Below are 22,827 nucleotides of genomic sequence, written 5' to 3'. Positions count from 1 at the left end.
TGTCGGCACGGCAAGCGGGGGCCGTGCCGGACGCCTCGACAGGCTTAGCGCTTGTCGATCGGCGCGACTTCGCGCGGCGTGTGACCGATGAACAGCTGACGCGGACGGCCGATCTTCTGATCCGGCTCGCCGATCATTTCGTTCCACTGCGCGATCCAACCCACGGTACGGGCCAACGCGAAGATGCAGGTAAACATCGACGTCGGGATACCCAGCGCGCGCTGAACGATGCCCGAGTAGAAGTCGACGTTCGGGTACAGTTTGCGCGACACGAAGTATTCGTCTTCCAGAGCGATCTTCTCGAGCTGCATGGCCAACTTGAACAGCGGGTCGTCGTGCAGGCCCAGTTCGTTGAGCACTTCGTAGCACGTCTCGCGCATCAGCTTGGCACGCGGATCGTAGTTCTTGTACACGCGGTGACCGAAGCCCATCAGCTTCACGCCCGAGTTCTTGTCCTTCACCTGCTTGATGAATTCGGGGATCTTGTCCGGCGAACCGATCTGCTCGAGCATGTTCAGCGCGGCTTCGTTCGCACCACCGTGCGCCGGGCCCCACAGACATGCGATACCGGCAGCGATACAGGCGAACGGGTTCGCACCCGACGAACCGGCCAGACGGACGGTCGACGTCGAAGCGTTCTGCTCGTGATCGGCGTGCAGGATCAGGATACGGTCGAGTGCGCGCACCAGCACGTCGTTGACCTTGTACTCTTCGCACGGGTTGGCGAACATCATGCGCATGAAGTTCGCGCTGTACGACAAGTCGTTGCTCGGGTACACGAACGGCTGACCGATGCTGTACTTGTACGCCATGGCGACGAGCGTCGGCAGCTTGGCGATCAGACGAATCGCCGAGACTTCGCGGTGGTTCGGGTTATTGATGTCGAGCGAGTCGTGGTAGAACGCCGACAGCGCGCCCACCGAACCCGTCAGCACGGCCATCGGGTGAGCGTCGCGACGGAAGCCACGGAAGAAGAAGTTCATCTGCTCGTGAACCATCGTGTGACGGGTCACCGTGTCGACGAATTCCTTCTTTTGCTCGGCGTTCGGCAGTTCGCCCTTGAGCAGCAGGTACGAGGTCTCGAGGAAGTCGCAGTGGGTGGCTAACTGCTCGATCGGGTAGCCGCGGTACAGCAGCTCGCCCTTGTCGCCATCGATGTAGGTGATGGCCGAATTGCACGACGCCGTCGACATGAAGCCGGGGTCATACGTGAATTTGCCGGTCTGGCCGTACAGCTTGCGGATGTCAATCACATCCGGGCCCATCGTTCCCTGATAAATCGGCAGCTCTACGCTGGGCGAATCGTCGGAGAAAGATAGGGTGGCTTTAACATCAGACGGAGTCATATCGCTTCCTCAAAAAAATTCCAAAACCCCTACACGGCACGCAAAAGCGCCAGCAGGCGCTGCACGTCCGGCCCGTCCAGATCCGCCTCGGGCTCTTTACGCGCTAGCAGCAGATCCATCAAATCGTTGTCGCTCAAATCGAGCAGCTTCGTGAGGGCGCCCACATCCTCGTCAGTCAGCGAAGCTTCGTACTTGGCGAAGAATCGTTCGAGAATGAGGTCGTTTTCCAGCAAACCGCGGCGTGCCCGCCAGCGCAGGCGGGCACGTTTGACCGGATCGGACTGGTGATTGATATCCGGCATGATCGTTGGGTCAGACGGCGCGACGCACCATCAGCTCCTTGATCTTGCCGATGGCCTTCGTCGGGTTCAGACCCTTCGGGCACACATCCACGCAGTTCATGATCGTGTGGCAGCGGAACAGGCGGTACGGATCTTCCAGATTGTCCAGACGCTCGCTGGTCGCCGTGTCGCGGCTGTCCGCGATGAAGCGGTAAGCCTGGAGCAGACCGGCCGGGCCGACGAACTTGTCCGGGTTCCACCAGAAGCTCGGGCACGACGTCGAGCACGATGCGCACAGAATACACTCGTACAGACCATCGAGCTCATCACGCTGCTCGGGCGACTGAAGACGTTCCTTCTCCGGTGCCGGCTCGGGGTTGATCAGGTACGGCTTGATCGAGTGGTACTGGTTGAAGAAGTGCGTCATGTCGACGATCAGGTCGCGAATGACGGGCAGACCCGGCAACGGCTTGAGCACGATCTTGTTCGGCAGATCGTTCATGTTGGTCAGGCAGGCCAGACCATTCTTGCCGTTGATGTTCATGGCGTCCGAACCGCACACGCCTTCGCGGCACGAGCGGCGGAAAGCGATGCCTTCGTCGATCTTCTTGAGCTTCACCAATGCGTCGAGCAGCATACGCTCGTGACCGTCGAGTTCGACCTCGTAGGTCTGCATGTACGGTGCGGCATCCTTGTCCGGATCGTAGCGGTAGACTTCAAAAATGCGTTTCATGATCTTGCGAATCCCTTAGAACGTCCGCGCCTTGGGCGGAACCGAGTCGACGGTCAGCGGCTTCATCTGCACCGGCTTGTAATCCAGACGGTTGCCTTCGCTAAAGAACAGCGAGTGGCGCATCCAGTTGGCGTCGTCGCGCTCCGGGTAGTCGCTGTGTGCGTGCGCACCGCGGCTTTCCTTACGGGCTTCCGCTGCGATCATGGTGGCCTTGGCCACTTCGATCAGGTTGTCGACTTCCAGCGCTTCCATACGCGCCGTGTTGAACACCTTCGACTTATCCTTCAGGTGGACGTGCGACACGCGCTCGGCCACTTGCTTGATCTCGTCCACGCCTTCCTTGAGCAGCTCCGAGGTGCGGAACACGCCAGCGTGCTTTTGCATCGTCGCGCGGATGTCGTTGGCGATGTCCTGTGCGTACTCGCCCGAGCTGGAGGCTTCCAGACGGCCGAGGCGCGCCAGCGCATTGTCGCCGGCATCGGCGGGCAGCGGCTTGTGGTCGCCGTGGTTCTTGACGAAGTCGACGATGTGGTTACCGGCGGCACGGCCGAACACCACGAGGTCGAGCAGCGAGTTCGTACCCAGACGGTTGGCACCGTGGACCGACACGCACGAGCACTCGCCCACAGCATAGAAGCCGTTGACGGGCACCGACGAGCCGTCCTTCTGCAGCACGACCTGACCGTTGTAGTTCGTCGGAATACCGCCCATTTGATAGTGGATGGTCGGCACGACGGGGATCGGTTCCTTGATCGCGTCGACGTTGGCGAACTTCAGTGCGATTTCGCGAATCGACGGCAGGCGCTTCATGATCGTCTCGGCACCGATGTGCGAGAGGTCGAGCAGCACGTAGTCGCCATTCGGGCCGCAGCCACGGCCTTCCTTGATTTCCTGGTCCATCGAACGCGACACGAAGTCACGCGGCGCCAGGTCCTTCAGCGTCGGGGCGTAACGTTCCATGAAACGCTCGCCGTTCGAGTTGCGCAGAATACCGCCTTCGCCGCGCACACCTTCGGTGATCAGCACGCCCGCGCCGGCCACGCCGGTCGGGTGGAATTGCCAGAACTCCATGTCTTCGAGCGGAATGCCTGCACGCGCAGCCATGCCCAGACCGTCACCGGTGTTGATGAACGCGTTGGTCGAAGCGGCGTACACACGGCCGGCACCGCCGGTCGCGAACAACGTGCACTTGCCTTCGAGCAGGTAGACTTCGCCGGTTTCGAGTTCCAGTGCCGACACGCCGAGGACATCGCCCTCTTCGTTGCGGATCAGGTCGAGCGCCATCCACTCCACGAAGAAGTGGGTCTTGGCAGCGACGTTTTGCTGGTACAGCGTGTGCAGCAGGGCGTGACCGGTACGGTCAGCAGCCGCGCAAGCGCGCTGGACGGGCTTTTCGCCGTAGTTGGCCGTATGGCCGCCGAACGGGCGCTGGTAAATCGTGCCGTCCGGGTTACGGTCGAACGGCATGCCGAAGTGTTCCAGCTCGTAGACGGCGTTCGGTGCCTGACGGCACATGAACTCGATCGCATCCTGGTCGCCGAGCCAGTCGGAGCCCTTGATGGTGTCGTAGAAGTGGTAATGCCAGTTGTCTTCGCTCATGTTGCCGAGCGAAGCGCCAATGCCGCCCTGAGCGGCCACGGTATGCGAACGGGTGGGGAACACCTTGGACAGCACCGCCACCGACAGACCGGCCTTGGCCAGTTGCAGCGAAGCGCGCATGCCCGAACCACCTGCGCCCACGATGACGACGTCAAAGCGGCGGCGCGGCAGCGAATTTTTAATTGCAGCCATTCTTTACACTCTCCACAAAATCTGCGCGGCGTAGCCGGCACAAGCCAGCAGCCAGACGATCGTCAGCGCATACAGCGCCAGTCGCACACTGACGGGCTTGACGTAGTCCATCCAGATGTCGCGAATGCCGACCCACGCGTGATAGAACAGCGCGAGCAGCGTAACGAACGTGGCCAACTTCATCCATTGATGCGAGAAGATGCCGGCCCAGCCTTCGTAGGAGAAGTTCTTGGCAGTGAAGAACCACACCAGCAGGATCACCGTGTACACGGCCATGATCACTGCGGTCATGCGCTGCGCAATCCAGTCGCGCAGGCCGTAGTGGGCGCCGACGACCAGGCGCTTGGAACCGATATTGTTCTGTGCCATCTTAGAACGCTCCGAACAGCTTGAGGGCGACGGCCAGCGTCAGCACCAGCGACACGGCCAGCACGACCACTGCCGAATTCTTGCCGCCTTCCTTGCTCACTGCGTCGTGATTGAAGTCCATGCGCAGGTGGCGCACGCCGGCACAGAAGTGGTGCAGAAAGCCCCACGACAACGCCAGGATGACGAGTTTGACAAACCAGTTGGAGGCGACGCTTCGAAGCGTTTCGAAGGTCAGTTCCGACGTGAGGCTCTGTTCGAACAAATACAGCGCGAACGGCAACAGAAGGAACAAGATGACACCGCTAATACGGTGCAGGATCGAAACGATACCAGCCGGCGGGAGACGGTACGTGACAATCTGTCCGATACCGATATTCCTGTAGACTGGCCGCTCTTTTTTTACCACTTCAGCCATGCTAGACCCCATGTAGTTACATCAGCCCCGGATTTTAGCGCCGATTCTAGTGCATTGCACCATACCGGTTCCAACGCTCCGGAAATTCCTGCCAACGGCGCACGACACGCCGCCCCCAAGCCTCGACTTTCAGGCATTTGCCGGCCACGACACCGGCGCATCCCTGGGAAAAGTCGCCCTACCCTCTCAACAAATTCACGTCAGACCCGACTTCGTCTTTAACTTAGTTCGTTCTGGTAATGATGTTCCGTGGTGACATACCAACCCCGGCGCACTTCCACCGGTTTATCTCCATAAGTGTAGGAAACGCGCTCCACACTCAGGAGAGGAAAACCCTTCGGCACCTTCAGCAGATCCGCCGTCATGTCGTCTGCGGCCACGGCGCGGACTTTCTCCACGGCGCGGATCATGCGCGTACCGAATTCGTCTTCGAACAGGCCGTACATCGGCCCCTTGTATTCATTGAGCTTTTCCGCCGTCAACCCACGGAACAGCGACCCGGGCAACCAGATTTCGTCGAGCACCGTCGGACGGTCCGAGAAATCCATCATGCGGCGGATGAGAATCACGCCGTCGCCGGCACGCAGATCCAGCTGACGTGCGATTTCCGCCGGTGCGCGCATACGGCGGCACTCGATCAGGCGACTGGGCGGGTGATGGGGTTCGCCCGAGTCGGGCGCGAGACGCAGAAACCGGAACTGCACCCGGTCTTCATGATGGGTAGCGACGAACGTGCCGCGGCCCTGACGGCGCACCAGCAGGTTCTCGGCCGCCAGCTCGTCGATGGCCTTGCGCACCGTTCCCTGGCTGACCTTGTAGCGGCCTGCCAGATCGACTTCGCTGGGAATGATTTCGCCGGGCTTCCATTCGCCGGCTTGCAGGCTCTGGGTAATGAGCCCCTTGATCTGCTGGTACAGCGGACTGAAGGTCGGCGACGCCCCGGCGCTCACGCCACCCTGCACGGCCTGAGCAGCCGATGCAGCCGGGGAGACCTGAGCGACATCGCGCGCGCTGTCCGATCGCTGCGGCGCGTCGACAGGCGGCGTGGTGTTGGATGTGTCGCGAACGTTCGCATTCATGGCGGGGATTTGACCACAAATCAAGACCTTCGTCCATCGAATAACAGCAATAATCCTATGTCTTATATAAGACATAAGATAGAGTTGACATTCGTTCTGGCGACTCCTACACTGGCGCGGGCTAACAGGGGCCTGCAGCTGCAGCACGGCTATCTTATAAGATAAGAGAGTCCGGTGCTTCGCACACGTCGACGGCAGCACTCCCCGCGCAGCCCGCAAGCTTCCGTAGGTCAAGGAATTTTAGAAGCTTGATGTGACGCGGCGCTGTCAGCCTGGCAAACGTTGCCACCCGGACGGTGAGCCGATCCTGAGCTTCGCAGGATTATTTGTACACGTCTGGAGAGATTCTCATGGCAAAACCCGCAATGCGTGTCGCCGTCACCGGCGCCGCTGGCCAAATCGGCTACTCCCTGCTGTTTCGTATCGCCAATGGCGACATGCTCGGCAAGGATCAGCCCGTCATCCTGCAACTGCTCGACCTCCCGCAAGCTCAAGCCGCCGTCAAGGGCGTCGTGATGGAGCTCGAAGACTGCGCGTTCCCGCTGCTGGCCGGCGTGGTCGTGACCGACGACCCGAAGGTCGCCTTCAAGGATGCCGACGTCGCCCTGCTGGTTGGCGCTCGTCCCCGCTCGAAGGGCATGGAACGTAAGGATCTGCTCGAAGCGAACGGCGCGATCTTCACGGTGCAGGGCAAGGCCCTGGACGAAGTCGCCAGCCGCAACGTCAAGGTGCTGGTCGTCGGCAACCCGGCGAACACCAACGCCTACATCGCCATGAAGTCGGCCCCGAACCTGCCGAAGGAAAACTTCACCGCGATGCTCCGCCTGGATCACAACCGTGCCCTGTCGCAACTCGCCGCCAAGACCGGCAAGCCGGTCGCAAGCATCGAAAAGCTGGCCGTGTGGGGCAACCACTCGCCGACGATGTACGCCGACTACCGCTTCGCCACGATCGACGGTCAGAGCGTGAAGGCCGTGATCAACGACGACGTGTGGAACAACGACGTGTTCCTGCCGACCGTCGGCAAGCGCGGCGCCGCCATCATCGAAGCCCGTGGCCTGTCGTCGGCGGCTTCGGCTGCCAACGCTGCCATCGACCACATCCATGACTGGGTGCTGGGCTCGAACGGCAAGTGGGTCACGATGGGTATTCCGTCGGACGGCTCGTATGGCATCCCGGAAGACGTGATCTACGGCGTGCCGGTGGTCTGCGAAAACGGCAAGTACAAGCGCGTGGAAGGCCTCGAGATCGACGCCTACTCGCGTGAAAAGATGGACTTCACGCTCAAGGAGCTCGAAGAAGAGCGCGCTGGCGTGGCCCATCTGTTGGGCTGATTTCCCAGGAATACCCCGGGATCCGGCCCCGCGCGACGCCAAAAGCGTCGCAACGGGCCGAAACTGCGCCGGCGGCTCCCCCCAGAGCCGGCGCAACTCCCCGCTTCACAAGCAGCACCCGTACGTTCCTTGAATCCAGAGTGACGACGTACCGCGCCTCGGTAGCACGCTATCACTTGCTACGGCGTTATGATCCCGCCACTCCCTCACGCATCATCGAGCGATTTCTTGGCCAAGCGAATGCAGCGTCCGATAGCCGCAAGCAATGCACCGCCCCGGATCTCCGGCGCCTGCGTAATGCCTGCGGCGAACGTCGTGAACGCCCTGCCGCACGGGGAACGGAACGCCCTCACCCGCGCCCCTTCGCGTTCGTTTCGCCAAGCACGCCGCCCGAAACACTGTCGAATTCGGTCAAACGCCGATTTGGCCAGCCTCTTAGCTTTGCGCACCGCAACACAATCCGTCGCGACGCCGGTACTTACCGCCGTCGCTTGTCGCGCTTGCGTGAAAGGAATTGAAAAAATTTGTGTGGTGACGTCGAACGACGCAGACTTCGTACGATAATCTGCGCTTTTGCAAACGACGGTTCTTACCCTCTGGAGAGACTCACCATGAAGAAGCTTTGTCTGACTGCGCTGGTTGCCCTGTGCTCCGTTGCCCTGGTCCCGACGGCATTTGCCGCTGAGCCGACCACCACGACCAAGAAGGCCGCTCCGAAGAAGAAGGCCCCGGCCAAGAAGAAGGCCGCTGTCGCTGCAGCCCCCGCGCAACCGGACGAAGGCTCGGAACTCTGGAGCTGCAAGGAGAACAATAAGTTGTACATCAAGGGCGACATGAAGCGCGACCAGATCCTGACGATGTTCTGGGAAGGCCGTAACTACAAGCTGCCGCGTCAAGGGACGACGACCGGCGCGGACCGTTTCTATGACGCAGCGAGCGGCATGGATCTGGTCGTGATTCCGACCAAGGCCATGCTCTTCACGCACCGCGACGGCGGCAATCGTCTGGCTGACGAGTGCATGACGCAAGCGATGTCGGAGCAGAACAAGACAGCACCGACGCAATCGAACGAGTTGATCAAGGTAACCAACTGAGCTGGCGCCGGGTCGACACCGGCGCAGCTCACGTGATGCGCCAGCCGCTTTCCTGATGCACTGTTGCACATTTGGTTTTACCGGTAATCATCGGAAGTCTTCGCAGTACCCGGCACGCCGGACGCATGACCTACCGGCATCGTAGCGGGCCCCCAGGCAGGTGCCTGCGCGATACCGGCCCCCACTCATCGCTTCACCACGCTTTGTTTTTCTGTATCACTCAAGGAAAGATCATGGCCCATAACCTCCACAAAACGCTTAAAGAGTTCAAGCTCGGCGGCAACAAGAAAGGCAAGTTCTACTCGCTGCCCCAACTGGGCAAGGCCCTGGGTGTGAACGTCGAACGCCTGCCGGTGTCGATCCGCCTCGTGCTCGAGTCCGTGCTGCGCAACTGCGACGGCAAGAAGGTGACCGAAGAGCACGTCAAACAACTGGCCAACTGGAAGCCGAACGCCGAGCGCACCGACGAAATTCCGTTCGTCGTCGCGCGTGTCGTGCTGCAGGATTTCACGGGCGTGCCGCTGCTGGCCGACCTGGCCGCCATGCGTAACGTCGCCGAACGTCAGGGCACGAACCCGAAGCGCATCGAACCGCTGGTGCCGGTGGATCTGGTGGTCGACCACTCGGTCACGATCGATCACTTCCGCGAGAAGAAGGCGCTCGATCTGAACATGCAACTGGAATTCCAGCGCAACAACGAGCGCTACCAGTTCATGAAGTGGGGGATGCAGGCGTTCGACACGTTCGGCGTCGTGCAACCGGGCTATGGCATCGTCCACCAGGTGAACCTGGAATATCTGGCACGCGGCGTGCACAAGAAGGACGACGTGTTCTATCCGGATACGCTCGTCGGCACGGACAGCCACACGACCATGATCAACGGTATCGGCGTGGTGGGCTGGGGTGTGGGCGGCATTGAAGCCGAAGCCGGCATGCTGGGTCAGCCGGTGTACTTCCTGACGCCGGACGTCGTCGGCGTGGAGCTTACCGGCCGTCTGCGCGAAGGCGTGACCGCCACCGACCTGGTGCTGACGATTACGGAAATGCTGCGTCGCGAGAAGGTCGTGGGCAAGTTCGTCGAATTCTTCGGCGAAGGCACGTCGAGCCTCGCACTGCCGGACCGCGCCACCATCGCCAACATGGCCCCGGAATACGGCGCGACGATGGGCTTCTTCCCGGTCGACGAAAAGACGATCGATTACTTCAAGGGCACGGGTCGCACGAAGGCCGAAATCGACGCGTTCGAATCGTACTTCAAGGCCCAGAACCTCTTCGGCGTGCCGAAGACGGACAGCATCGATTACACCAAGACGCTTAAGCTGGACCTCGGCACGGTCGCACCGTCGCTGGCCGGTCCGAAGCGTCCGCAAGACCGTATCGAAATCGGCAACGTCAAGTCGACGTTCAAGGACCTGTTCACGAAGCCGGTCGCCGAGAACGGTTTCAATCTGACGCAAGAGCAACTCGACGCGACGTACAAGACGGCGAGCGGCATCGACGTGCACAACGGCGATGTGCTCATCGCCGCCATCACGTCGTGCACGAACACGTCGAACCCGAGCGTGCTGCTCGCCGCCGGTCTGCTGGCGAAGAAGGCTGTGGAAGCCGGTCTGAAGGTCGCCCCGCACATCAAGACGTCGCTCGCCCCGGGAAGCCGTGTGGTCACCGAGTATCTGCACGCAGCCGGTCTGCTGGGATATCTCGAGAAGCTCGGCTTCGGCGTGACGGCGTACGGCTGCACGACCTGTATCGGTAACGCCGGCGATCTGACGGCCGAACTGAACGAGACGATCACGAAGAACGACATGGTCGCGGCCGCCGTGCTGTCGGGCAACCGTAACTTCGAAGCGCGTATTCACCCGAACATCCGCGCCAACTTCCTCGCCTCGCCCCCGCTGGTCGTGGCTTACGCCATCGCTGGCAACGTCACCCGCGACCTGATGACCGAACCGGTCGGCAAGGGTAAGGGTGGCCGCGACATCTTCCTCGGCGACATCTGGCCGACCAGCGAAGAAATCCACAAGCTGATGAAGTTCGCCATGAACGCGAAGGTGTTCAAGGCCAACTACGATTCGGTGAAGGAACCGAGCCCGCTGTGGGCGAAGGTCAAGGGCTCGACGGGGCAGGTCTACGATTGGCCGACGTCGACGTACATCGCCGAGCCGCCGTTCTTCGACGGCTTCTCGATGGAACCGAACGCCGACATCAAGCCGATCCAGGGCGCACGCGCACTGGGCGTGTTCGGTGACTCGGTGACGACGGACCACATCAGCCCGGCAGGCTCGATCAAGGAAACGTCGCCCGCTGGCAAGTGGCTGCTGGAAAACGGCGTGCTCAAGGCCGACTTCAACAGCTACGGCTCGCGCCGCGGTAACCACGAAGTGATGATGCGCGGCACGTTCGCCAACGTCCGTATCAAGAACCTGATGATCCCCGCAAAGGCCGACGGCTCGCGCGTGGAAGGCGGCCTGACGATTCACCAGCCGAGCGGCGAACAGCTCTCGATCTACGACGCCGCCATGAAGTACGTCGCCGAGAACACCCCGACGGTGGTGTTCGGTGGCGAAGAGTACGGCACCGGTTCGTCGCGCGACTGGGCAGCCAAGGGCACGCAACTGCTGGGCGTGAAGGCGGTCATCACCCGTTCGTTCGAACGCATCCACCGCTCGAACCTGGTCGGCATGGGCGTTCTGCCTCTGCAATTCAAGGGCACGGACAGCGTCGAATCGCTCGGCATCACGGGCGAAGAAACGTACGACATCGAAGGTCTGACGGCCGACATCAAGCCGCAGCAAGACGTCACGCTGGTCATCCATCGCAAGAACGGCGAAACGCAAAAGGTGCAGGTCCTGCTGCGTATCGACACGCCGATCGAAGTGGATTACTACAAGCACGGCGGCATCCTGCCGTTCGTGCTGCGTCAATTGCTGGCAGCCGCTTAAGTTCGGTCGCTGTCGATGTGACGCAAGGGGCTGGATAGCGATGTCGTCGTCTTCCAGTTCCCAGAATGACGAAACCCGGCCTCCGCGCCGGGTTTTTTCTTGGGTTTTCGATCTCTGGCGCTGACCCCTGAACCTCCCCCTGAAGTTCACCCCTGAAAACCCTCTCGCCCTCACCGCCCACACCCTCCCACAACGCAGCGGGACAGACGCAAGCAGGCACTTCCCGGCGCTCCACTGAAAGTCGCTTCGGTAAGCGCCTCCTTGCGTCTGCCTGTCTTGCCCAGGGCCACGAACCTCCCGCCACCTCGCTCCCCTCCTCCCTGCTGTCATGTCCGAAAATGACTAGCCGGACGTCCGGCGCGCGCGTAGAGTGACACCATGTTTCCCCCTCCCCAAACCCCATGAAGCTCGATCCGGATGTCTGCTACAAAGCAGTCTCTGCACGCGACCGACGCTTCGACGGCTGGTTCTTCGTCGGCGTCTCTTCGACCGGCATTTACTGTCGTCCCGTCTGCAACGTTCGCACCCCCCGCTTCGAGAACTGCTCGTTCCACGGTAGCGCCGCCGCCGCGGAAAAGGCCGGATACCGGCCCTGCCTCAAGTGCCGCCCCGAACTGGCGCCCGGCGGCGCACGCTTCGACGCCTCCCGCGAACTCGCCGACGCAGCCGCCGCCATGATCGACGAAGGCTTCCTTAATCACGCGCCTCTGCCCGATCTCGCCGCCCGTATCGGTATCACGGAACGCCACCTGCGACGCATCTTTGCCGACGAATTCGGTGTCTCGCCCGTCGAATACGCCCAGACGCAACGACTGCTGCTCGCCAAACGTCTGCTCACCGATACCGCGCTGCCCGTAACGGAAGTGGCGCTTGCCGCTGGCTTCGGTAGCGTCAGACGCTTCAACGGACTCTTCAAGTCCCGCTATGGCTTCGCCCCCGGACGCCTGCGCCTGAGCGCGCACAACGCCCGCCTGGCCGCTATTCCCGACGGCGATCTAGTGTTTCAACTCGCCTATCGCCCGCCCCTCGCATGGCACGCCCTCCTCGACTTTCTCGGCGACCGCGCCATCGACGGCGTCGAGTCCCGTGAAGGCGACGTCTATACCCGCACGCTGAGTCTTCAACGTCAGGATGGGCAAACCGTCGCCGGATGGTGCCGCATCTCGCCGCTCACGAATCGCCACGCCTTGCAGGTGACACTTCCCCCCGCCCTCGCAGGCAACGTGCCGCAAGTGCTCGGCAAACTCCGTCATCTGTTCGACCTCGGTGCGCGCCCCGATGTCATCGACGCGCATCTCGGCCCCCTCGCCCTCACCACGCCCGGCCTTCGCGTGCCCGGCACGGTGGATGGCTTCGAGATCGCCGTGCGGGCCATCGTGGGCCAGCAAATCACGGTCAAGGGCGCGCGTCGCCTGCTCGGACGACTCGCTGAACGATTCGGTACGCCACTGCCGACCCCCGTCCACGGTCTGACGCACACCTTTCCGAGTGCCGCACAAATGCTCGCCGTCCCCGTGGACGCCCTCGGCGAAGCCGGTATCATTCGAAGTCGTATCGCCGCAATTCACGGTGTCGCTCAAGCGATCGTGGATGGTAAGCTGCGGCTCGATCCGCTCGCGCCGCTGGACGCGACGACGGCGTCGCTCCTCGCCATCAAAGGCGTCGGCCCGTGGACTGCGCAGTACATCGCGATGCGCGCCCTCGGCTCGCCCGACGCCATGCCGGTGGACGATCTGGTGCTGCGTCAGGCGCTCGGGGTGCCCAACGGCCGCGCCGTCGCAACGCGTGCCGCCCAGTGGGCACCGTGGCGCGCGTACGCCGCATTGCACGTCTGGCGTGCTGCGGCACAAGGACCGGCTCGCCAGCCGGTCGTGAATTTGCAGGAGGTGGTTGCATGATCCGTACGACAACACATTACGAAGCCTTTTACGACAGCCCGCTCGGCGAGATGCTGCTCGTCGCCAATGGCGACGCGCTGACCGGCGTCTATTTCACCCAGCAGAAGTACTTCCCCGGGGATGGCCAGACGCGTCGCGACGGTGCAGGCATCAAAGTGCTCGACGCCGCCAGGCAACAGCTCGACGAGTATTTCCACGACGGACGCCGTCTGTTCGAACTGGATCTCGCCCCGGACGGCACACCGTTCCAGAAAAGCGTCTGGGACGAACTGCGCCGCATCCCGTTCGGCGAGACACGCAGCTACGGCGATCTCGCCCATTCACTCGGCGACGCAAACAAGTCGCGCGCCGTGGGCGCCGCCAACGGGCGCAATCCGATCACGCTGATCGTGCCCTGCCACCGGGTGATCGGCGCCGACGGCACGCTCACGGGCTACGCTGGCGGCGTAGAGCGCAAGCTCGCCCTGCTCTCGCTCGAAGGCGCAGCACTCGCCCCCGTCATCGGCGCCAGCGCCGCCACGACGCGTCATACGCGCCTGTCCGCCCCGGCGAATCTCGCGTTCGACTTCTGATTCGGCGTCAAACGCCGTCGGCACACTGCCCGTTTGGCACCGGCTCATCGATGGCGACACCCCCTATCGCCATCGGAGTCGACGCGTTTGGTGACAGCGTCCCATCTATCGCGTTCACGCATGCCGTACAATCGTGAGTTCATGTGTTTCTGCTTCGCACGACTATGCGCTCACGCACCGCCAAACGACTGACCCCCGACGCCGAGAAGCTGGTCGGCCACGCACTCGCGCTGGCTGCCTCGGGTAGCCGCATCGAAGACCGTTTCTGGGAAGCCCAGCTCGACACGCTGCTCACGCGCGTGCTGCGCACCGGCAACCAGCCGGCTATCGACGCCGCACTCGACCATCTCCAGGCCAACCATAGCGAAGCCTATGGCGCACTCGCCGATCTGATCGAGTCGCAAAGCGAATCCGCCGAACCGGAGGCCGAAGGCCAGACGTGGGACGGCCTGCTCGTCGCCATTCCGATCCTCGCCTGGACGCGTTACGCCATTCCGTCCGGTGCAGTGAAGCCGGACGCCCTCATGCCGGTGCGCGCCCATCTGCACGCGCATGTCCTCGCCGAATCGGCACGCGTGGCCATTTCGCCGTACCTCTACAGCATCGACCAGCTCCCGCGTACGCACTGCGAATCGTGGAAGGTGACGCAGCAACTCGTGCAGGCCGCCGTCAGCAACGCCGAAGTCAAGCAGCCCGGCAACGACCTGCCAGAGACAGCCCCCATCCTCGCCGATCCGCGTTTCCTGCTCGCCGCCGTCGCCGTACCCAAGGGTGCCGCCATGTTCCGCTGGCAGGAAGACGGTCCGCGTCACGCAGAACGCGGTCAATGCCAGGAAGCCTGGTCGGCGCAAGGCGGGCCGAATCTGAATGCGCTGTTGCCCGGCTGCGAGATCGAGTGCCTCCTGCCCGACGCTTACTACGCCAGTTGCCGCGAAGCCGACGAACGCATTCGTCCGCACACGATTCGTACGGCGCTGCGCTATTTGGAAGACGTCCTCACGCTCACGCCGCCGGAATTGCGCGCTGTGGTCGCCGGCTTCGGCGAGCAGAATATCGACGAGTACCGCATCGGCTTCACGCAACGCGGCAGCAACGACGTGATCTACGGTGTGGTGTGGCCGCTCTATGGTCGCGAGAACGGTGAAGTCGAAGGCGGTGCGCTCGACGAAGTCACGGACCTGCTGAAGGCTTGCGGCGTGACCGAGATCCGAAAGCATCCGGGCCGCTTCGATCCGGAATACTGCGACGACTGTGGCGTGCCGCTCTATCCGGACCCCGTGGGCGAAGTCGTCCATGCGGAAATGCCGGAAGACGCCGAACCGAGCCGCCCGCACTTCCATTGATCGTGCGTCAAGATAAGTCGGCCGTGCGTGATGAGCGCCCGGCCGATTGGCTTTTGCGACGATCAGCGAGGTGCCAGCGTCACCACGCAACGATGCAACGTATGTCCTGACGCCAGATACTTTCGCTCGAACGGCGTCATGGTCGCGGCACTGTCCTTCGGCACCCACGCCTCCACCTCAGGAGACACGCCGCTCAGCCATTCGGCGGCAAGCGCGAATTCCTCGATGTAGATATCCCAGTTGCTGCGGCATTCGAGCACACCCCCGAGCGCGACGACCGTTGGAAAAACGGCGTGCGCATGCCAGCGACGCGAGAGCTGTCCGATCTTCGGCCACGGATTCGGATAGAGGATGTAGTGACGCGCAGGACGAATGCCCGCGTCGTACAGTTGCCGCCAGAAGTCGACGAGATCGGCGCGCACCCACACAAAGTTCTCGGGCCATTCGCCGTCCCACCAATCCTTGCCGCGCACAATGCGGCTCTCCGACTGATCGATGCCGACGACGAAGTGGTCGGGAAATTGCGAGGCGAGCCGCAGCGTGCTCTCACCCACACCACATCCGGCGTCGATGATCAGCGGTGCGGCGCCCGCGCTGCGCCATGCGGCGATCGCCGCGTCGAAGGCTGCGGCGCTGTAGGCCGCGAGTGGCTTGCGAAAGGCGGCGTCGCGATGACGGCTCACCAGATCCGCCAATTTCTCGTGTGGACCGGTCTGAGCACTGCCGACCGTGCGTGAATTTGCAAACATGCCGAATAGAAAAATCGAGGATACGCGCAGGGCAATGCACGAATGCAACGCGCATGAACGGCACGGTCCGCGTGAAAAGCCCCGAAATGTGCCGCTATTCGAGCAATTGCGTCAACGTCTGCGATGACACAATGCGCCCCCTGTTGCCGCATCACCGCGCTGGAAGCTGCAAGAAACCTGCAAGAAAGAAAAGCGCTTTCCACGCCGACGTTCGTGTCGGGAAACGTCACCATGCGGCGTGAATGGCCCGCATTGTAGCGCGTCGTAACTTTCACGCGCGGTGCGATGCGGTCTACTGGCTTACCCGGCGGGCGTGAGCGGCTTTTTTTCGGTTAAGATGGATGCCGCTTCGCCGCTGTCTTTCAAAATGCGGTCAAGCTTCTTCGCGAGCGGCGCATGCCAGCGACTCATAAGATGAGTTCTCGCATGCCCGCATTGCTCTGCAATGCTCAGGGCCGGTTCGCACACATGGCCCTTACGCCCCCGAGAATACGTCAAGCAATGTCGAATCGATTTTTCCAACGCGCCGCAGGCGTCGTGATGCGTGCCGTGCGCCAGGTCGCAGGCATCGCATCCATCGCTGCGCCGCTCTGCCTGTCGGCCTTCACGGCCCCGGTACAGGCCTTCACGCTCGAACAGCATCGTGCCCTGGTCGAGCAATTTGTCAACACGCGTCACGCCGATCCGATGGTGGCCGACTGCGCTGCGCACGCGAGTTTCGTCGTCGCCACGCTCCCCGGCTACGAGAGTGTCGAATACGGCGAGACCGCACTCGATCCCGAACACGCGAAAATCGCACCCTGGAATGGTCCGTTCGACGATCGCAAACAACGGGTCGACGTCACGCAGATGGTCGAACTCGATGGCGTCGGCAAGCGCACGAACGGCCAGACCGACAACATCCACATCCGCTGCGGATACGCCGACGGCCGCATGATGGGCTTCGACTACACGTCGCCGCTCTCTCAGGTCGAGCAACCGGTGAAGCGCACTGCGCGGGGCAAGGCTGCTCACGCCACCGCGAAGTCGGGAAAGAAAGGCGCGACGACCAAGTCGACGGGAAGCAAGTCCTCGGCAAAAGCCTCGTCGTCGAAGTCGGCCAGCACGAAGAAGAGCGCGACGAAAAAGAAGAACTGATCGCTGCGCGCCGATTCCTTGGCGCGACCCGGTCTGAGCGAATGTCGGAACGCGTAGCGCGAGAGATCGCGCTACGCGTCGTCACGCCTGTAAGCGCGTATTCGAGAGCGCCGTCGCCGTTGCGTCGCGCGCACTATGCGCCGCCGTTGTTCGATTCGAACCGCGCCATCGTGACGCGTCCCGGCTGTTTCAACGTCCCGCTGGACGTGACGTAGTGCCTCAGAATGTGCGGCGCAACGCGTCGTTTGCTCGCCACGGCATCCAGTCCGCCCTCGGACGCGATGCCGTGCTTGCCTAGCGCCTGGATCTCCCTGAGCAGCGTCGGCGTGACTCGGGTGGTATGGGACGGATCGACGCCGTAGAGTCTGACCCGGCCGACGGGCGTCAACTGGCCTCGGCAGTCGATGTAGCTTCTTAACGTATCAAACGCCACGTGGTTCGCCGTCGCCACGGCGACAAGTCCGCCCGCGGCCTTGATGCCTTGCGGACCCAACGCTTCGAGATCGCGCAATAGCTCGTTGGATATCTTGGAAATGCGCGCGCGCCGCTCGCCCTTCATCAACCGCTTTCCGAGGTGCCCCAACACGCCTTTGCCATTGATGTGACTTCTCAGGCTGCTAAGAAAAACGTTATGTCGGTCAGCCAGGGCACCCAGCCCGCCTGCGGCGCGAATACCGCTCTCGCCAAGCCCCTCAATGCTGCGCAGCAATTCAGGCGTCACTGGCACCTTGGCGGCCAGACGAGCGGGATCACCGTGGTCAAGAAGTCTTGCGCGTCCCAGAACGGACGGCTTGCCGTACCGGTCGACGTAACCCTTCAGGGTGCGAAACGGAATACCCTCGTCCCGGGCAATGGCGCGAAGGCCACCCCTCGACTTGATACGTTGAGGTCCCATCTTTTCAAGTGCCCGCAACAAGCCGACGGTCACCTTTCCCGTGCGGAACCGACCGGTTTCAGCCGCCCGGTCGCTCGCCTCCGAGTACAACTTGCCGCATTTGGAAACATAGGTTCTCAACGTACTTCGCGCGATGCCGTGCGCATCCGCTATCCGGCCGATGCCGCCCTTGGCCGCTATGCCACTCGCGCCCAAGGCCTCAATGCGGAGCAAGAGCTCGCCGGTCACTTTGCGGCCGCGCCCGCTACGCCTGGCATTTGGCGCTGCACTGCGAGGTTGAACGGACATGGGACTATCGCCTGCAGCGAGCCTGGCGTCCGTGCCGGACATCGGCGGTTGCCCCGAGGGTGTCGTGGCAGGGCCTTCGGCCGCACCACTTGCATGGGCCGTTCGCTGTAGCCGCATGTGCGCCACGATCCCATGAATGTCGGCGGGCGTCAGATTTCGTTCCGTATGCGTGATGTGCGGCGACGTCCGTGGCCACGAGGTGCCGTCTGGACACAACGCTTTAGCCTCGTGAGCCGCACGGACGCCTGCCATGATTTGCGTAAACTCCACAGGCGTGGCAACCGGCGGTGGTCTCCACGGAAGGTCGTGCGACGGATCGGGCGCGTATAAGGGAGCGTATAAGGGAGCGTATAAGGGAGCGTATGAGGGAGCGTCAGAGAGAGCGTGACGGGCTTCCCCCGCGCCCGCGTCGAGACTCGCGATGAGCGAATCGACCTGACGCAAACCTTGCCAGGCCGATGAGAATGTGGAGAACAAAGTCGCGGGCACTTCAGGTGCCCATTGAGCAGAGGAAACGGGGGCGTGCCCGTTTCCCGCGTCGAATCCGATACGCATGCCGTCCCCTGACAAAATGAAATGGGAACGCGCTGCGTCCCCGTCACCTGTCAGATTCTGTAACGCAAAGGACACGTCCCTGCCGTTACCTCATGCGTTTTGGGCGTTTCGACTGCGCTTTACGCCTGATCGGCCTGCATCTGCGCCCAGATCGCGGCAAGCATCGACGCGCCGAGGGCCGCACTTCGCGCACCGCTCCAACCGACTTGCGAATCGGGCCGGTTCGCGTTGTCCTTGAACGGCATCTCCAGCGTGAGCGACAGGCAGCCGAAGCGATGCGCCACCCACTTCGAGGCCAGCTTGAGCGACTCCATGCCGTGCTTGCCCGGGGGGTAGCCGAACTTGTCCTGGAAGTCGAGGCTCACCGCCTTGAAGCGCTCGCTGAACGCCTTCTCGCGCGCCAGCACCGCCTCCGTGCCCCACTCGACACCGTCGTTACCCGCCAGGAAGACGTAGGGCAGCGCTTCGTCGCCGTGGATGTCGAAGAACATGTCGCAACCGGTCGCTTCGATGGCCGCGCGCACATGATGCACTTCGGGACTGCGCACGAGGTCCGGCTCAAGCCATTCGCGGTTGAGGTTCGCGCCCGTCGCGTTGGTGCGCAGATTGCCGCGCGCCGAACCGTCGGGATTCATGTTCGGCACGACGTGGAACACCGCTTCGTCGAGCAACGCCGTCGCGAGCGGATCGCCTGCCCAGTCCCCCGCGCCAAGCAAACGACGCAACATGCCTTCCACGAACCACTCCGCCATCGTCTCGCCGGGATGCTGACGCGCAATCACCCAGATATTGCGCTTGCCCGCGCGCGGCTCGCCCACTGTGAGCAACGTCATGTCGCGCCCGTCGACGGTCTGCCCCAGTGAGCGCGAACTCACCCGCGACGAATTCTGCGCAGTGCCGAGCAACGCCAAGTGACGCTCTTCCGAATACGGTTCGAAATACGCGAGATACACGCTGTCGTGTTCCGGCGTGAAGGCGACTGTCATCACCTGCCCGTCGTAAGACGTCGGCACACGGAACCACGTCACGCGGTCGTAAGACGCCACCGCGCGATAGTTCTCCCAGCCGCGCGGATAGGACGTTTGCCCCGCGTTGTCGAAAACGATGCGGCACGGCGTACCGCCCACGCCCTGCACGCGGAAATGGAACCACTGCGCGAACTCGGCCGCGCCGTCTTGCGCGATGCGCACATGGATGTCGTCGGCGCGCTCGGCGCTCACCACATGGATGGCACCACTGTCGAATCGGCTGCTGATTTGGACGGTCATGACGGATCTCGCTGGCGAAAATGAAAAGCCCCGGGATCTTGGCCGGGGCGTGCGGACAGGCTGACGTCAGGCCACGCGGCGGCGGAACACCCAGAGCGAATCGTTCGACACGCTGTCGTCGAACGCGTAGCCCTCGGTATCGAACGCCTTGAGTTGCTGCACATCGGTCACACCGCGCTCGATGGCGTAGCGGGCCATCAGCCCACGCGCACGCTTGGCGTAAAAGCTGATGATCTTGTACTTGCCGCTCTTCCAGTCTTCGAACACGGGCGTGATGACCGGCGCATTGACCAGACGGCGTTTGACGACCTTGAAGTACTCCTCGGACGCCAGATTCACCAGCACGCGACGCGTTTCGCTATGTTCGGCGAGCGACGCGTTGATCGTCTGCGTGACACGCTCGCCCCAGAACGCATACAGATCGCGGCCGCGCTTGTTCACGAAGCGCGTGCCCATCTCGAGACGGTACGGCTGGAGCAGATCGAGCGGACGCAACACGCCGTACAGGCCCGACAGGATGCGCAGATGCTTCTGCGCGAAGTCGAGCTGCGTGGCGTCGAGCGTGCGGGCGGAGAGACCCTCGTAGACGTCACCGTTAAAGGCGAGCACGGCTTGCTTGGCGTTGGAGGTATCGAAGCGCGGCGACCATTCGGCGTAGCGCGTCGCGTTGAGCGCGGCGAGCGGGTCGGAAATGCTCATCAGCGAGCCGACCTGTGCCGGGCTCAGTTCGCGCAGGCCTTCGATCAATTCGGCCGCGTCGTCGACGAACTGAGGCACGGTGTGCGTGCTCACGTGCGGCGGCGTTTCGTAGTCGAGCGATTTGGCCGGCGAGAGAACAATTATCATATCGGGTGAGGCGTTCCTGCCTGCGCAGGAAATTATCGTAAAACCGTCATTCTATCCAATGCTTCAAAACGCTGTTGCCACGCCCGCCGAGCGGGCCTTCGCCGAGCATCTCGACACCCTCGCCACGCCGCCGCGCGTGGTGCTCGACACCAATGTCTGGATCGATCTGCTCGTGTTCGACGACCCGATTGCCCGCCCCATGCGCGACGCGCTCGCCGAACACCGCCTCATGGCCCTGATGGCCCAGCGATGTCGCGACGAACTCGCTGTCGTGCTGACCTACCCCCAATTTGCCTCGCGTGAGATCGACAACGACGCCGCCCTCGCATGGGTCGATGCGCACACACACCGGATCGTTGTCCCGGACGATGCTGCGCCGCCCGCACAACTGCCGCTCTGCCGCGACCGGGACGATCAGAAATTCCTCGAAGCAGCACGCGACGGACACGCCCACTGGCTCGTCAGCAAGGACAAGGCCGTACTGAAGCTGCGTAGCCGGGTGACGCGTCAGTTCGGCTTTCGCATCGTCACGGCGAGCGCTTTTACGTCATTGCTCGTGGTTGGCGGTTAATCGACCCCGGCGCCCCCGGCGACTCCGCCCGCAAGCCGGGCGCGACGGCGGTAGAATGGCGGCCTGATCACTGCTTCGTCCACCCACCCCATGAACGCGCCTCACACTGGATCCACCACGCCTGCGCTGGTTGCCCCGCCGCTCGCGTCGCGTCTGCCGAACGTCGGCACCACCATTTTCACTGTCATGTCGGCGCTCGCTGCCGCGAAGCAGGCGGTGAATCTGGGGCAGGGCTTCCCCGATTTCTCGTGCGATCCGAAGATCGTCGACGCCGTGGCACGCGCCATGCGCGAAGACCACAACCAATACCCGCCGATGGCAGGCGTGCCCGCGCTGCGTCAGGCCATCGCCGACAAGATCGGCAATCTTTACGGACAGCGCTACGACTGGAACACCGAAATCACGGTGACGGCCGGGGCGACGCAGGCATTGCTGACCGCGATTCTCGCCACCGTGCACCCGGGCGACGAAGTGATCGTGTTCGAGCCGACGTACGACAGCTACGTGCCGTCGATCGAGCTGGCCGGCGGCAAGCCGGTGTTCATCACACTCGAAGCCCCTGAATTCCGTATTCCGTTCGACAAACTGGCCGCGGCCATCACGCCGCGTACGCGCCTGATCCTGTTCAACACGCCGCACAACCCGAGCGGTACGGTGTGGCATGAGCAGGACCTCGTGAAGTTGTCCGAGATCGTGGCGGGCACCGACATTCTGCTGATCTCGGACGAGGTCTACGAACACATGGTGTACGACGGCAAGCGTCACGAGAGCGTGGCGCGCCACCCCGAACTCGCTCGCCGCAGTTTCATCGTGTCGAGCTTCGGCAAGACGTATCACGTCACGGGCTGGAAGGTCGGTTTCGTGGCCGCACCGGCCGCATTGTCCGCAGAATTCCGCAAGGTGCATCAGTTCAATGTGTTCACCGTGAACACGCCAATGCAGGTCGGGCTGGCCGACTACATGCGCGATCCGTCGCCGTATCTCGAACTGGCGGGCTTTTATCAGAAGAAGCGCGATCTGTTCCGCGAAGGTCTGGCCGGTACGCGCTTCAAGCTGCTGCCGTGCGAGGGCACCTACTTCCAGTGCGTGGACTACAGCGCGATCAGCGATATGAGCGAAGCCGACTTCGCGCTGTGGCTGACCGGCGAAATCGGTGTTGCCGCCATTCCGGTCTCGGCGTTCTATCACGCGCCGCACGAGTCGGGTGTCGTGCGCTTCTGCTTCGCGAAGCAGGACGCGACCTTGCGTGAAGCGCTCGCGCGTCTGGCGAAGATCTAAGCACGTCGCTGGCGACCGGCGTCGCCTCCAACGAAAACGGCCG

General features: G+C 62.6%; 20 protein-coding genes. 9 read left to right on the top strand and 11 right to left on the bottom strand.

The genetic code is table 11. The features are described from left to right. Positions 1 to 44: 44 nt before the first annotated feature. The 7 genes from gltA to MB84_RS09075 form a co-directional block, all read right to left on the bottom strand. A complete protein-coding gene (gene gltA, locus MB84_RS09105) occupies positions 45 to 1,346 on the bottom strand; it encodes a citrate synthase (protein WP_046291554.1) in 1,302 nt (433 codons plus the stop codon). A 29-nt stretch (positions 1,347 to 1,375) separates the two neighbouring features. Further along, entirely contained in the window at positions 1,376 to 1,648 is a 273-nt protein-coding gene (locus MB84_RS09100; protein ID WP_046291553.1) for an FAD assembly factor SdhE, read from the bottom strand. A gap of 10 nt (positions 1,649 to 1,658) precedes the next feature. Beyond that, positions 1,659 to 2,363, bottom strand: a complete 705-nt coding sequence (locus tag MB84_RS09095) for a succinate dehydrogenase iron-sulfur subunit (protein ID WP_039368514.1) — start codon at positions 2,361 to 2,363, stop codon at positions 1,659 to 1,661. A gap of 12 nt (positions 2,364 to 2,375) precedes the next feature. After that, positions 2,376 to 4,151 carry a succinate dehydrogenase flavoprotein subunit gene (gene sdhA / locus MB84_RS09090; protein WP_046291552.1) on the bottom strand — a complete coding sequence of 592 codons (1,776 nt, stop codon included), beginning with the start codon at positions 4,149 to 4,151 and terminating at the stop codon, positions 2,376 to 2,378. Between the two features lie 3 nt (positions 4,152 to 4,154). Beyond that, positions 4,155 to 4,520, bottom strand: a complete 366-nt coding sequence (gene sdhD, locus MB84_RS09085) for a succinate dehydrogenase, hydrophobic membrane anchor protein (protein ID WP_039399175.1) — start codon at positions 4,518 to 4,520, stop codon at positions 4,155 to 4,157. Position 4,521: 1 nt separating this feature from the next. Next, positions 4,522 to 4,935: a succinate dehydrogenase, cytochrome b556 subunit gene (gene sdhC / locus MB84_RS09080; protein WP_046291551.1), complete on the bottom strand. Its 414-nt coding sequence runs from the start codon at positions 4,933 to 4,935 to the stop codon at positions 4,522 to 4,524. A 218-nt stretch (positions 4,936 to 5,153) separates the two neighbouring features. Beyond that, positions 5,154 to 6,014, bottom strand: a complete 861-nt coding sequence (locus tag MB84_RS09075) for a GntR family transcriptional regulator (RefSeq protein WP_425415891.1) — start codon at positions 6,012 to 6,014, stop codon at positions 5,154 to 5,156. A gap of 350 nt (positions 6,015 to 6,364) precedes the next feature. Here MB84_RS09075 and MB84_RS09070 point away from each other — a divergent pair, with 350 nt between their 5' ends. From MB84_RS09070 to MB84_RS09045, 6 genes are all read left to right on the top strand, one after another. Beyond that, complete coding sequence (locus MB84_RS09070) at positions 6,365 to 7,348, top strand: malate dehydrogenase (RefSeq protein WP_046291550.1); 984 nt, start codon at positions 6,365 to 6,367, stop codon at positions 7,346 to 7,348. 611 nt (positions 7,349 to 7,959) lie between these two features. Beyond that, complete coding sequence (locus MB84_RS09065) at positions 7,960 to 8,442, top strand: hypothetical protein (protein ID WP_046291549.1); 483 nt, start codon at positions 7,960 to 7,962, stop codon at positions 8,440 to 8,442. A 233-nt stretch (positions 8,443 to 8,675) separates the two neighbouring features. Next, the gene (acnA, locus tag MB84_RS09060; protein WP_046291548.1) at positions 8,676 to 11,384 is read left to right on the top strand and encodes an aconitate hydratase AcnA; all 2,709 of its coding nucleotides are present in this window, start codon (positions 8,676 to 8,678) and stop codon (positions 11,382 to 11,384) included. 401 nt (positions 11,385 to 11,785) lie between these two features. Beyond that, entirely contained in the window at positions 11,786 to 13,282 is a 1,497-nt protein-coding gene (locus MB84_RS09055) for a DNA-3-methyladenine glycosylase 2 family protein (protein WP_046291547.1), read from the top strand. Next, the gene (locus MB84_RS09050) at positions 13,279 to 13,854 is read left to right on the top strand and encodes a methylated-DNA--[protein]-cysteine S-methyltransferase (RefSeq protein ID WP_046291546.1); all 576 of its coding nucleotides are present in this window, start codon (positions 13,279 to 13,281) and stop codon (positions 13,852 to 13,854) included. The genes MB84_RS09055 and MB84_RS09050 overlap by 4 nt, the downstream gene beginning before the upstream one ends. Before the next feature lie 164 nt (positions 13,855 to 14,018). Beyond that, positions 14,019 to 15,197, top strand: coding sequence for a DUF2863 family protein (locus tag MB84_RS09045; RefSeq protein WP_046291545.1), 1,179 nt, complete (start codon positions 14,019 to 14,021; stop codon positions 15,195 to 15,197). 62 nt (positions 15,198 to 15,259) lie between these two features. On the opposite strand, the gene trmB is transcribed toward MB84_RS09045, so the two are convergent. Then, a complete protein-coding gene (trmB, locus tag MB84_RS09040) occupies positions 15,260 to 15,946 on the bottom strand; it encodes a tRNA (guanine(46)-N(7))-methyltransferase TrmB (protein WP_046291544.1) in 687 nt (228 codons plus the stop codon). Positions 15,947 to 16,447: 501 nt separating this feature from the next. Here trmB and MB84_RS09035 point away from each other — a divergent pair. After that, entirely contained in the window at positions 16,448 to 17,083 is a 636-nt protein-coding gene (locus MB84_RS09035; protein WP_084009682.1) for a BspC domain-containing protein, read from the top strand. Positions 17,084 to 17,216: 133 nt separating this feature from the next. On the opposite strand, the gene MB84_RS09030 is transcribed toward MB84_RS09035, so the two are convergent. From MB84_RS09030 to yaaA, 3 genes are all read right to left on the bottom strand, one after another. Beyond that, a complete protein-coding gene (locus MB84_RS09030; RefSeq protein WP_157122671.1) occupies positions 17,217 to 18,266 on the bottom strand; it encodes a hypothetical protein in 1,050 nt (349 codons plus the stop codon). A gap of 674 nt (positions 18,267 to 18,940) precedes the next feature. After that, positions 18,941 to 20,089, bottom strand: a complete 1,149-nt coding sequence (locus MB84_RS09025) for a M14 family metallopeptidase (protein ID WP_046291542.1) — start codon at positions 20,087 to 20,089, stop codon at positions 18,941 to 18,943. 66 nt (positions 20,090 to 20,155) lie between these two features. Then, on the bottom strand, positions 20,156 to 20,935 hold the full coding sequence (yaaA, locus tag MB84_RS09020; protein ID WP_046291541.1) for a peroxide stress protein YaaA: 780 nt from the start codon (positions 20,933 to 20,935) through the stop codon (positions 20,156 to 20,158). A 58-nt stretch (positions 20,936 to 20,993) separates the two neighbouring features. On the opposite strand from yaaA, the gene MB84_RS09015 reads away from it, so the two are divergent. Continuing rightward, positions 20,994 to 21,506, top strand: a complete 513-nt coding sequence (locus MB84_RS09015; RefSeq protein ID WP_157122670.1) for a putative toxin-antitoxin system toxin component, PIN family — start codon at positions 20,994 to 20,996, stop codon at positions 21,504 to 21,506. Between the two features lie 90 nt (positions 21,507 to 21,596). After that, complete coding sequence (locus MB84_RS09010; RefSeq protein ID WP_046291540.1) at positions 21,597 to 22,784, top strand: pyridoxal phosphate-dependent aminotransferase; 1,188 nt, start codon at positions 21,597 to 21,599, stop codon at positions 22,782 to 22,784. The last annotated feature ends 43 nt before the right edge of the window (positions 22,785 to 22,827 follow it).

The sequence above is a fragment of the Pandoraea oxalativorans genome (assembly GCF_000972785.3).
Taxonomy (GTDB): Bacteria; Pseudomonadota; Gammaproteobacteria; order Burkholderiales; family Burkholderiaceae; genus Pandoraea; species Pandoraea oxalativorans.
This window is presented reverse-complemented; position numbering and strand designations above follow the sequence as displayed.